This window comes from Paenibacillus hubeiensis, assembly GCF_032334105.1.
In the GTDB taxonomy this organism is placed as follows: Bacteria; Bacillota; Bacilli; order Paenibacillales; family Paenibacillaceae; genus Paenibacillus; species Paenibacillus hubeiensis.
The window spans coordinates 1,035,670-1,047,222 of sequence record NZ_JAVYAE020000001.1; the positions used below are offsets into that span (position 1 = coordinate 1,035,670).

Annotated in this window: 10 protein-coding genes; 2 read left to right on the forward strand and 8 right to left on the reverse strand. The window is 49.1% G+C overall.

Going from position 1 to position 11,553, the window contains the following annotated elements:
• Window positions 1-46 precede the first annotated feature (46 nt).
• A complete protein-coding gene (locus RSX24_RS04915; protein ID WP_236416092.1) occupies window positions 47-1,429 on the reverse strand; it encodes an ABC transporter substrate-binding protein in 1,383 nt (460 codons plus the stop codon).
• 551 nt (window positions 1,430-1,980) lie between these two features.
• Here RSX24_RS04915 and RSX24_RS04920 point away from each other — a divergent pair.
• Window positions 1,981-3,015 (forward strand): LacI family DNA-binding transcriptional regulator, encoded by a 1,035-nt coding sequence (locus tag RSX24_RS04920; RefSeq protein ID WP_339277006.1) that lies wholly within the window; start codon window positions 1,981-1,983, stop codon window positions 3,013-3,015.
• 190 nt (window positions 3,016-3,205) lie between these two features.
• On the opposite strand, the gene RSX24_RS04925 is transcribed toward RSX24_RS04920, so the two are convergent.
• Window positions 3,206-4,384 carry a DUF4272 domain-containing protein gene (locus tag RSX24_RS04925; protein WP_343259813.1) on the reverse strand — a complete coding sequence of 393 codons (1,179 nt, stop codon included), beginning with the start codon at window positions 4,382-4,384 and terminating at the stop codon, window positions 3,206-3,208.
• Window positions 4,385-4,430: 46 nt separating this feature from the next.
• The gene (locus tag RSX24_RS04930; protein WP_438286757.1) at window positions 4,431-5,651 is read right to left on the reverse strand and encodes an RtcB family protein; all 1,221 of its coding nucleotides are present in this window, start codon (window positions 5,649-5,651) and stop codon (window positions 4,431-4,433) included.
• Between the two features lie 457 nt (window positions 5,652-6,108).
• On the opposite strand from RSX24_RS04930, the gene RSX24_RS04935 reads away from it, so the two are divergent.
• Window positions 6,109-6,285 (forward strand): hypothetical protein, encoded by a 177-nt coding sequence (locus RSX24_RS04935; RefSeq protein ID WP_236416096.1) that lies wholly within the window; start codon window positions 6,109-6,111, stop codon window positions 6,283-6,285.
• Between the two features lie 85 nt (window positions 6,286-6,370).
• Here RSX24_RS04935 and RSX24_RS04940 read toward each other — a convergent pair whose 3' ends face one another.
• The 5 genes from RSX24_RS04940 to RSX24_RS04960 form a co-directional block, all read right to left on the reverse strand.
• Entirely contained in the window at window positions 6,371-6,805 is a 435-nt protein-coding gene (locus RSX24_RS04940; protein WP_236416098.1) for a GNAT family N-acetyltransferase, read from the reverse strand.
• A 42-nt stretch (window positions 6,806-6,847) separates the two neighbouring features.
• On the reverse strand, window positions 6,848-7,348 hold the full coding sequence (locus RSX24_RS04945) for a GNAT family N-acetyltransferase (protein WP_343259814.1): 501 nt from the start codon (window positions 7,346-7,348) through the stop codon (window positions 6,848-6,850).
• A gap of 68 nt (window positions 7,349-7,416) precedes the next feature.
• On the reverse strand, window positions 7,417-8,352 hold the full coding sequence (locus RSX24_RS04950) for a hypothetical protein (RefSeq protein ID WP_343259815.1): 936 nt from the start codon (window positions 8,350-8,352) through the stop codon (window positions 7,417-7,419).
• Window positions 8,353-8,844: 492 nt separating this feature from the next.
• The gene (locus tag RSX24_RS04955; protein WP_343259816.1) at window positions 8,845-10,770 is read right to left on the reverse strand and encodes an FtsX-like permease family protein; all 1,926 of its coding nucleotides are present in this window, start codon (window positions 10,768-10,770) and stop codon (window positions 8,845-8,847) included.
• A complete protein-coding gene (locus tag RSX24_RS04960) occupies window positions 10,767-11,522 on the reverse strand; it encodes an ABC transporter ATP-binding protein (protein ID WP_236416107.1) in 756 nt (251 codons plus the stop codon). The genes RSX24_RS04955 and RSX24_RS04960 overlap by 4 nt, the downstream gene beginning before the upstream one ends.
• Window positions 11,523-11,553: the final 31 nt, after the last annotated feature.

Sequence of the window (11,553 nt, forward strand, 5' to 3'; positions counted from 1 at the left end):
GTGCATCATTGCGGGCACGCGACACCCCTTTCCGATTGTGCTGGAATTATGGTTTGCCGAGCTTGTCGACAGCGGCCTGAGCCTGTGCCTTGTATTTTTCGGCGGTGGCGGTCACGGACGCATTGTTTTTGATGATATCGTTTACATAATCGCCGATCGGATACCCTGCATAGGCATCATCCAGCAGGATGCGCCCCGTGCCCGCGATATGCTCGCGAATCATGGCGATATCCCTCTCGTCGGTATAACGGCTTTCCAGGTAATCCTGGCCCGGATATTCTTCGATCTGCGGGATGTCAAACGTTTCTTCCCAGATTTGATACACGATTTGCGGGTCTTCGACCCCTTTGGGAATGAACTTGGCTGAAGCTGCATTGTTGGCGTAGGTCACTTCCTTGCTGCCCTGAGGGCCGTTCGGAATCGGGACGACGCCGGCGGCAAACGTAATATCGCCAAGCTGCCATTCCGCAGCGGTGAACAGGGCGACGTCCCCGTCCTTGAAGGTGTTGGACTCTTCCCAATTGGTTTTGTCGCCGGTCTTCACTTTCACGACGTTTTCCACGTTATAGAGTCGTTTGACGAACTCGGCGGCCTCAATCGTTTTCGGATCGGACAATCCTTCTTTGGCATTTTCGTCGTCTACGATCGTTCCGCCATTGGCTGCGGTAAAGTGGCGAAGCGCGTCAATCGCCCAACCCGAGTATCCGTACACATCAATCTTTCCGTCGTTATCCGTATCCTTGGTTGCCTGCTTCGCCAGTTCCAGGAATTTGTCCCAATTCCACTCCCCTTTGTTGTAAAGCTCCTGTGGATCGGGGAGCGACAGTTTCTTGAACAAATCGCGGTTATAGTGCATCCCCAGACCGATGCTGGTCGGTGTATCGAATGCATAGTAGTCGCCGGCGATGGCCGGGTATTTGGTCATCAGGTTCGCTTCCTTGTTGATATTGTTATCGTCGGTGGTAAATTCGGACAGGGGCAGCAATTGGCCCTTGAGAATGGCCGGAAGCGCCGATTTATACTCCATCTGCACGATGTCCGCAAACGGCTCGCCGGCAAGGGCGGTCGTCGTGAACTTGTTCATGTATTCTTCGAAAGGCACGTTCACGAACTCAATCTTGACGTTGTACTTCTTCTCCACCTCGGCTATCTTGTCAAGGCGCGCCTTGTCGGATGCCGTTTCCCCCGCCGGCTTCAGGTCCCACCAGGCAGCAACCTTAATGACCCTGCCGTTCAAGTCCGGCACGTCTGCCGCAGGCGGTTCTGTATTGCTCTCCGTGTTGTTTTGGGCGGTTCCCGTGTCGGTGCCTGATTCAGCGTTTTGCTCATTTTCGGCTGCTGGCGAAGTTCCCCCTCCGCCGCTGCAACCGGAAATAACCAAAACCATGCTCAATAACAGAAGCGATAAAAAATTCCACGTTTTTCTCATGCTTCCCACAACCTCCCCGAATGTGTGTAACCCACTTTCCCCTTCAAAGGTAATAAACAACCAAACCTAACGAATTAAACAAATCGTCAATATTCGTTATTTTATTGTTTGGTTATGACAAACAAAATTTAACATACGGAAATGTAAGCGTCAACATTTTTGTTGTTAACTTTTTCTATTTTTTCTGGTATCATGGTTGTGTAAGCTTAAAAACCCCTGTTATAACGATATTATCCTGTTTCCGAATTCATTCCTCATCTACAGAGATCGTTTCACTCCTACACATCATGTTATTTAACAGAAATAACAAAACAAAAAAATATGTATATAAACCGCAAAAAAATTAAGGGATAACAGCGAACCGAAACGATACTTCATTCCAGTAGACTGGTTGTGCTTGATTAGTAGATTTCTCTCGATTTGCCCGTATTCATTTTGCTCCGGTTATGGCAATCCATCATTAGATTCATGAAAATGAATCATGTATACTAGAGTCAGCTTGATGTCTCATTACGGATAAACGGCAGAACTACGAGTGTAAGGATGGTATGATGAAGACGAAGGTAACAATTCAGGAAATTGCGCACTTTACAGGACTGTCGAAATTTGCGGTCTCACGCGCGCTTTCCGGCAAATCGGGCGTCAGCGAGCAAACGCGGGACATGATCCTTAAAGCTGCAGGCAAACTTGGGTATTTTAAGGACAACAGCACCTTGTCCGGCGATCAACATAACGGCAATGATCTGCAAGATCCCCAAAACGTGCGCTGGAGCGGAACGATTCTGATCCTGTTTCCCAACGTACGCTATCAAAACCAGGAATCCATCTATTGGGGGCCGGTGTTTAACGGGATTTCATCCCGTTTGAACCAAAAGAACATCAATATTCTGACGCTCACCGAGCCTTCCGCCGACCAATTGTTCACCCTGCTGAACCCGGATGCCATCCGCGGCATCATTACAGTCGGCACGATCTCGACGCCTATACTGCTGGAGATCAAGCGGCTCGGAATCCCCGTCGTTATGGTGGATCACCTTGACCCGGTATTTCAATCCGACAGCATTTTCACCGACAACTTCGCTTCCATGCGTGAAATCATGCTCTACCTTATTCGAAAAGGATTTAAATCCTTCCAGTTCGTGGGTGATATCGGGGATGCGCAAAGTTTTTACGAGCGCTGGGTTGCATACGGGGCAGTGCTCATGGGCGACAACATCGAAATGAACCAATGGCCGGAGCTGATCGCTCCCGACATCGATTTTCGGCAAGTGCTCTCGTCGATTATCGAGGAGGGGAAGCTGCCCGAGGTATTCGTGTGTGCCAACGACTTTTATGCGCTGTATACCATCGAAGCTTTGCAAAGCTTGGGAATCAACGTCCCCGAACAGTGCGTGGTCACCGGTTTTGACAACGTATACGACAACATTCCGCTGCTGGCCACGGTTAACGTCAATAAGGAACTGCTTGGCGCTCGTGCCGTAGACCAGATGTTATGGCGCATCCTCAACCCGGAGAGCAGCGTGGAGAAAAAACTGATCCTGGCCGACGTGATCATTCGCGAACAGTATGGTAAGCCCAACGGATAGCGCGGTCTATGTTTCATATGCAGAAATCCCCTGTACCTTGGCACGTTTGCCAGTACAGGGGATTTCTGCTGATTCATGTATTTGATGGTTATCCTCGTTGATTAGGAAAAAGGGATAAACAGCGATCGGAAGATGGTACTGCGCTCGCAGGGCACTAGTGGATTTATTATTGCGGTTTATATAGACGGACCTACGTATCCGTGCGGACATCGTCCCAATCTTGATCCATGTAACAAATCAACCAGTTTAGCGCCCGGTGACGTTCATAGGCCACCCCGCCAATCAAGCCGGCGGGAGGCTCCTGCTCCTTGATGCGGCTATCCACGCATACCCAGTTATAACGATAAATTAGATCCGCCTCGTCCATGATTTCGCTTTTGCCGCGCATCGTGGCATCGGCAACAAATGCGGCAAAATCCTCCTTCCGCTGCAAATGGCCTACCGCCTGGCTGACATTGCAGATTTCTGTCGGCGCACCCAACTGGTCGATGTACCCCAGCGCCCACAGCATCACCGCATACGCTTCGTATCCCCAGGAATACGCAATAACGTCCTGATGTTCGGCACCAAACTGGTGCACGAAATCCCGTTCTGCCGGAGAAAAGAAACGTTCCGCCCCGTACTTGTCGATCACTTCCTGCACCAGCGCTGCCGTGTCTTCGGCACTCTCGCCGACCCCGAGGCACTCGCCCTTCAGCGCTGCAATGCAGAGCGCCACCGCCCGGGCGGCGACTTCCTCTTTGCTGCGAATCGTCGTATGCTCTTCCCCCGCTCGTACAGGCAGATTCGCGTTATAGGGAATGCCCTGCTCGGACAATATCCGTTCCGATCTCGCCTTCCTTTTCTTTCCGGACTCGGTCTCTTGCAAATCGGCATGCAAATAGCTGGTATGTGCCGTCACCGTGTAATCCTCGACTTCGGAACGGCCAGCCATGTCAAGCAATAATTGCCCCTGGGCATTCAGCAGCGAGCCTCCTCCCCAGAAAATGACCGCATCCAGCGCGGATGCAAGCTGCAGCAGTTCCCCATAGAACGTTTCGTCGATGTCTTCATCCGTTTCGATGCCGATCACCATGTTCAGCGTGGAGCATTTGATCAATACTTTTTCCTGGACCAAGGGCCTCTCGGCCTCGATCTGCCCAAAGAAATTCATCATGCCCTGAATCATCGGACCGAATTCCTCGGGATGTGTCTGGCTGGTCATGATGTTGAATCCTTTGCTTTTTTTGCTGAACCATTTCTTGCGGGTCACCCGAATATGGGTTTTGTCCGGTTGCTGCTCGATCGTATCTTCCGGATATAGAGAGGTAATCATTCCATACAGCTCGTCCAGATCAAAACGAGAGCTGTACAATGCGCAATTTTTCATACCGTTCACCATCTTTCCCATGTTGTGCTTGCGTTGACTCTAGCGCCTAATCCTTGTAAGGGTCGAATTCGTTGCTGCCTGCCATCGCCACGCCGACCGGACGCAGGACATGATTGATTTTTAGCGTATTTGCATGGGCGTTCAATACATCCTGCAGTTTTTTATACACAAACGGGCTTTCATCCGTGCCAGCACCGCGGAGTTCGACGCCATACGCCCGAATGGCCTCATGCATTTGCCGTTCGCTGATCTCGCCGCCCATGCGTTTGCGCAGCTTGTAGTTCATTTTGCCTGCGGCCTGCGTACGGCTCATAATGCGGCCGGCTCCATGCACCGTGCTGCGGAATGAGGCTGTGTTTTCCTCGCTGTCCACGCCTTCCACGATGACCGAAATATCGCCCATGCTGCCGCCGACAAAACCAAGCTGCCCGGGGGCAAGCGGCGTCGCTCCTTTACGGACAACGACAACCTCTTCGCCCATATGCTGCTCCTTCCACGCAAAATTGTGATGGTTATGCACGGCATATTCCACGTTAGCCCCAAGAATGCGTACCGTCTGATCGATGACGTAATCACGCCCGGCATACGCATATCGGCCCGCCAGCGTCATCGCATCCCAATACATATGCCCCAACTCACTGTTCAGATCGAGGAGCGTAGGCGGCTGATCCATGGATTCCCCTGGTGCCTTGCCGCCGAATTCCCGTCCTGCCGCAAGATTGAGGAAACCGCTCGCCACCTTGTGCCCGAAGCCGCGGCTGCCGAAATGGTTGGCCACCCATACCTTGCCCGTCGCTTCTTCCACGAACAGATCGACAAAATGATTGCCGCTCCCCACCGTTCCGAGCTGGTTGCGCGCCAGGACTTTCAGCTTCTGCTGCAGCCCCGGCTCAATGCTGTCGAACAGCTTCCAGCTTGCATCGTCGAACAGCTCATGATCGACAGGCGTCGGGTTGTTTCGACCCACCCCGAACGAAATCTCCGCCTGGACCTGGTCCATGATGCCGGAAATCCGGTCACGGATATCGCTCCACAACAGGTTGGTGCGAATCGCTTTGTTGCCGCAGGCAATGTCGTATCCGACGCCGGAAGGGCTAATCATGCCGCGGTATGCCACCACGCCGCCAATAGGCTGCGAGTATCCTTTATGATGGTCGGCCATCAGGGCCACGCCCAGCACGTCACCATGCAGGGAACAGGTCACGGCCTGGCTGACTGCGTTCTCCAGCGGTTCCCCCCATACTTTGATGTTATCGATGATACGCATCGTAATCTAAGCCTCCTTCGTTCATCTGCACATTACATAAATACGTACATACGTTCCGTTATCATAACTTCGTTTATTTTACCAAAAAATCACGGTACCTGGAAACTATTAATTCCTTCAGGTATAGAGTTGGGTTATACTTAAATTCTTCTTATTTTAAAAAACTCACATTTTTCCATCATATTGTGATTTTAATCAACGATTAGAAACTTTAAGTAGAATAAATTAGACTTGTTATCTGTTTTTGAACGAGAATACAGCAAGTTGCAGTGAAATAGCTGCTTTGGCTTTAAAACTCAATCTTTCCAATGTAAGGCTCATAGGGAGTTTTTTCGGAGTCTTCGGAGTGGAAGCATTGCAGGATTTTATTTTAAAAGACAAAAAAGAAGACGTTATGCTGGTAAGCAATGATGACTACTTTAACAACATATTTCGTTTCATTTGAGGAGGTAACCGATTGACTACTGCTATGAGTGGTGTTTTATGGCTCCTAGGGGCATACGTTATCATCGTTTTGACTGCAATGCTGATCGGGGTTAAAAAAAAGCAGTTGCGTTCCGAATTGAAGAAAACTGTCTTTATCATTGGAATTATATTTCTAATCATTGCATTTTTTATTTTTGTAGTTATGTAAGGCCTTATGATACAGTTCAGATAACAGCCGCCATCCTTTAAGAAATTTCGATGACGGCTGTCTATCTATCTGCACCAAAGCGAAATCAGAGATGCTTCCGGTACCCCTGCACCTTCTCGTCACCGAAGCCCAGCTTCTCGTAAAACCGATGCGCTTCCTTCCGCTGGTCGCCGGACACCAGGATCATATAACCGCAATTCCGCTCCTTCGCGATCCGCTCAATCTCGGCCATCAGCTTCTGTCCAACCCCCTGCTTGCGCACATGCTGCGACACGATCACATTCTCGATGACCATAAACGGCCTGCATTCCCCCACAAGGTCCATGCATTCGATGCCCATCACCGATCCGGCCAGCTTGCCTTCATGGAATGCGCCGAGCAAATAATACTGCTCATTCTCCGCGATGAAACGAAACATACGCTCCATCTGATCTACATTGGCAGGCATACCTATCAATTCATCATATAACTGACTGAGCGCAGGCAAATCCTGCTGTTCAATTTTTCGTATGGTAACCATCCGGCATGCTCCCCTTCGATTATGTCGTTTACTGTTGCGACGTCAGCCGCTCTTCGAAATCTGTAGATTGGAAAATTGCTGTATCGGACCTTCCCAGCCCGCTTCCCGAATTTCATCATACGTTCCACAGGTATAGCCTGCAATAACTTTGCGCCAAAAATGCTGGGCAGGCACGTTTTCTTCCATCTCGGCGACTTTCCACGTACCCTTGAAACGATTGAATAGTTGAACGGCTGCTTGCGCGCCCACGCCCTGCTTTCGATACTTCCGCATCACGAAAAACTCGGCCATTTCGTATACGCTCTCTTCCCCTGCTTGCTGCAGTTCGCGAATGAGCGCAAATCCGGCCAGCTTGTCATCTACCCTGAACAAGAACGGATGTCGCCCCGGTTCTGTCCAATAATGATCCAGATACATATATTCATACAATCCGTTTTCATTGACGTCCTCCGGGTCGTATTCGCTGAAATCATACTTGTAGAGCTCCAACAGATTGCGCAGCGTTGATTTGTGTTGAAGTTCAGCTTGTTGAATGGTCAACATGGTTCTTCCCCACCTTGCTTTCGATTTATCTCTTCTTGCCAGCAGTTTGAAATTCGTAAAGACATAATTTATGAAATACCGCCCTTTTTTGCACCCTTTTTTTGCTCCAAATGCAACCATGCCGCTATAACATTTATGTCATCGAAACTGCACTGCCCCATCCCCAAAAATGGTGTCATCACAGCTAATTGCAAGTGGCCATCCACTCTGGTTCTTCGACCGATCATAAACATTTTTGGTTTGTTGCCGGGCTGTAAATCTAAGCCTGAAGGGATCGTCCCAGTGCTATACTCATGAAATTCAAAACCTAAGTCCTCATAGTGCTTAAGAAGTTTGAATTGTCCCCGGTCTTTCCCAACATAAATAATGCTTATATTCATCGGATAATGATCATAGAGATTTCTTATCAACTGTTTTCTATTGGTTGCATGGTTATCATAGTAATTATAATACTCTCTGCTGTTTTCGAATTTTCCTGAAACGACATAGGGGAAATCCGTTTTGCTTTTCTTAGGAAGCGGATACCAGTCAAACATTGCTGTTTCCCCGTCCCTTTTATGTAAGGGATACGTGCTATAGTCATCATTTTTTGTGAAATATTTTAGTACTGAAAAATCAAGGTTTGCCTCAAGCAGAGCTGCTAAGCGAATTTGCATACGCATCGTTTGGTCGATTTTTCTATCCAGTTCCCAGCTTTCCGGCCTGCCCCTTTTTTTCAAGCTACCATTTATAGCTGTAAGAAGTGCGGGAGCGGAATGTGTATCTGTAACATACCAACCCCCTTCATATCCATGCTTCTCGTCTACGTAATGAACAAATTCATGATGTTGAGAGAGGAAATCTAATCTTCCTTCTAAATTTTCGTCATAATTAAAACGCCATAATCCCTCCTCCATACCGACAAAAACATATTTTGCATCTCTCAAATTCCCATATTGCATAAACGTTTCAAACTGATGAAATTCATCTTCACTCAAAATATATTTGCCGTTTATTACTTGCATCGTAGAACCTCCATGGATTTTTTGCTTTTCTTTCATAGAATCGTACCAGTCTGAAGTTAATTGCAGTTGTCAGTCCATACGCTAAGCAATGCAACTTTGTTCAACATATTCAAATATACCGTTATGTATCTCACCCTAGACAAAATTCCTATTTTCATAATAGCAATTTATTCATGATATAAAAAGAATTTTTGGCTTTCTCAGCCTGTTCATTTCCCAACATAAAACGATATAAACCGCACTAATCAATCACACAAGGCCACTGCGAGCGCAGTCCCCTCTTCCGATCGCTGCTATCCCCAATTTTTAGAGGGTCCGCACTTCATAGCAGTCCATCACACAAAAAAACTAGTAGGTACATTCTCCCTACTAGTTTTTTTCATATTCAACATCGTAAAATGCGACTATCTACAGATTTTGGAAATGACGGTATTGCTGCTTGAGGACTCCGGTAGAACATCCCGACTAACTCCGTCTAACTTCCTCCACCAATTACAGCGATTCCCTAATGACACGTTTATAGTACCACACCGATAACAGCCCGAAGACCGAATACAGCAGCGCATAGACAATCATGACAATGACCATTGGCGTAACCAACTCGGTGCCGAAGAAAAACCAGCCGGACTTGACCGCAAAATAGCTATGACTTAACCCCACCGCAAGCGGGATGCCAAAGTTGAACATTTGCTTGAAGCGAATGCCACCAAGCAGATTGCCCTGGGTGAACCCGATTTTGCGCAAAATGGTGTAGCTGTCCTTCTCTTCCTCGCCTTCGTTCATCTGCTTGAAATACAGGATGCAGCCTGACGTGATCAGGAACGTCAAACCGAGGAAACCGACAATAAACATGATCAACCCCATAGTGGTTCGCTGATTGTTCCGCATTTCGATTTGCGAGAAGTTCGGCACCTCCAGCTTCTGTGATTGAAAAACGCCATATGCCTCTTCCGTTTTCCCCCGGTCGATAATGCGCACGCCATAATAATCGGTCGGCTCCCCTTTCTGCAGTTTCGGGTCAAGATCCTGCACCAGCTTGGCATAGACGGTCTCGTCGACGACAGCAACAGGCGTACCTTTGGTGTAATAAGTAGGAAGTACGCCTTGCTTGGACGTGCCAACCAATTGCTGATCCAGGGCCTGGTGCAGTCCGTGCAGCACGATCGGTCCCTGTTCCTCGATGGATATCAGCTGTCTCACCACGTTGCCATACCCCATGAATACAACCTCGCCAGGCTTCACGTCCAGATCGCCGACCATAGCATCGCTAATTACGGAACTGGACAACATTTCTCCGTCGGAGGAATCATGCATGACCTGACTGGCATCAATTTCGATATATACGGGCTGCCTATGCTGCACCTCAACCTCGATGCCTTTCTCTTTTAACGACGATACGAACGATTCCATGACCTCCGCCTGCGCAAACGAAAAATCTTCCGGTATGCTTTCCCTGGCCTGTGCTTCGGCCGAGTAATACGCAATATAACTCAGTGACAGCATGCCGATGGCGAGTGCGGACACCGTCGTGATGATCGTAAGCAGCAGCGCATTGGATTTCATGCGAAACATGATGGAGGACAGGGACAACACCTCATTAATGGAAAGGTAACCCTGTTTGCTTTTGCGAATCAGATTGAATACAAAGCTTACCGATCCTTTATAGAACAGATACGTTCCCAGAATGACCGAAAACAGAATCAGCAGCATCGTGTACATCAACTGCTGCATATCGAGCACTTCCCCGCTGAACATGCGTGCGGACAGCACGTAACCGTAAGCAATCAATCCAATCCCCAACAGCCCCAACACAATTTGACCGAAGGACATGCGGCCGATCCGCTGCTCCGCAGTCGACGTAACCTTGAACAAGGAGAGAATGCTCTGAGCACGGATGAACGCGTAATTCATCAGCATGATGAGCACATACAGGCCAGCAAACACGGCAACCGTCTGCGCCAAGGCCAACGGCGAAAAATAGAGCTTCGTGATCGCCTCGATCTCCAATATTTTGAACAGAATCATAAGCATCAGCTTGGAGCCGATGAATCCGATCAGCACCCCGATCACCATGGCCCCGAAATACAGGATCGCGTTCTCTGCCGTCAAAATGCGGAAAATTCGGCCTTTCGTCAAGCCAATCAGTTGAAACAGCCCGATCTCCTTGCTGCGCCGCTTGATAAAAATCGTGTTGGCATACAGCAGGAAAATGCCGACGATCACGACCAACAGCACCGATGATGCGCCGATGGCGGCAGCTCCTTTTGTCGATTGTTCCACTTCGTCCATGGAGGGATCGTACTGCAACGTAGCAAACGAAAAATACAGCGCCACGCTGAAAATCAGCGCAAAAACGTACAGGTAATAATTTTTTAAATTTTTGCGCAAATTCCGGAAAATGATCTGATTGAGACTCACGGCTGCACACCGCCCAGCACGCCTTGCGTTTGGATAATGCCGTTAAAGAACGCTTGCCGCGACTCATCTCCCTTATGCAGCTGCGTATAGATCTGCCCGTCGCGGATAAAAATGACTCTGCTGCAATAGCTCGCCGCCAGCGGATCATGCGTCACCATGATAATGGTCGCCTGGCGCGTCCGATTCATGTCGCTCAGCTTGCCGAGCAGGTCGGAAGCGGACTTGGAGTCGAGCGCCCCCGTCGGTTCGTCCGCGAAAATGATGCTTGGCTGATGAACGAACGCCCGCGCGGCCGATGTCCGCTGCTTCTGCCCTCCCGAAATCTCGGACGGGTACTTGTCCTTCAATTCATAGATACCCAGCTCTCGGGCGATCTGCTCGAACCTCCGATGCGCTTCCTGTTTAGGCAGATCGGTAATCGAGAGCGGCAGCAGCACGTTTTCCTTGACCGTCAACGTATCCAGCAGATTGTAATCCTGAAAAATGAATCCCAAATGGCGTTTGCGGAATTCGGCCAGCTGTTTCTCCTTCATGCCTGTAAACTCCTGGCCTTCGATCTCGATGGTGCCCTGGCTGACGCGATCGATAGAAGAAAGCACGTTCAAGAGCGTGGTCTTCCCCGAGCCGGAAGGTCCCATGATGCCGACGAATTCGCCCTTGCCTACGCCGAGATCGATACCGCGCAGCACCTCCTGCTTATTCCATTTGTTGCCGTAAACCTTATGAATTCTCTTTGCTTCCAGTATCGACATGTCCCATCCACTCCTCTTAGGTATGCTTCCA

Bases quoted from the DNA above. Each gene is read 5' to 3' on its own strand.
- RSX24_RS04915 (WP_236416092.1), bottom strand. From the start codon at position 1,429: ATGAGAAAAACGTGGAATTTTTTATCGCTTCTGTTATTGAGCATGGTT.
- RSX24_RS04920 (WP_339277006.1), top strand. From the start codon at position 1,981: ATGAAGACGAAGGTAACAATTCAGGAAATTGCGCACTTTACAGGACTG.
- RSX24_RS04925 (WP_343259813.1), bottom strand. From the start codon at position 4,384: ATGAAAAATTGCGCATTGTACAGCTCTCGTTTTGATCTGGACGAGCTG.
- RSX24_RS04930 (WP_438286757.1), bottom strand. From the start codon at position 5,651: ATGCGTATCATCGATAACATCAAAGTATGGGGGGAACCGCTGGAGAAC.
- RSX24_RS04940 (WP_236416098.1), bottom strand. From the start codon at position 6,805: ATGGTTACCATACGAAAAATTGAACAGCAGGATTTGCCTGCGCTCAGT.
- RSX24_RS04945 (WP_343259814.1), bottom strand. From the start codon at position 7,348: ATGTTGACCATTCAACAAGCTGAACTTCAACACAAATCAACGCTGCGC.
- RSX24_RS04950 (WP_343259815.1), bottom strand. From the start codon at position 8,352: ATGCAAGTAATAAACGGCAAATATATTTTGAGTGAAGATGAATTTCAT.
- RSX24_RS04960 (WP_236416107.1), bottom strand. From the start codon at position 11,522: ATGTCGATACTGGAAGCAAAGAGAATTCATAAGGTTTACGGCAACAAA.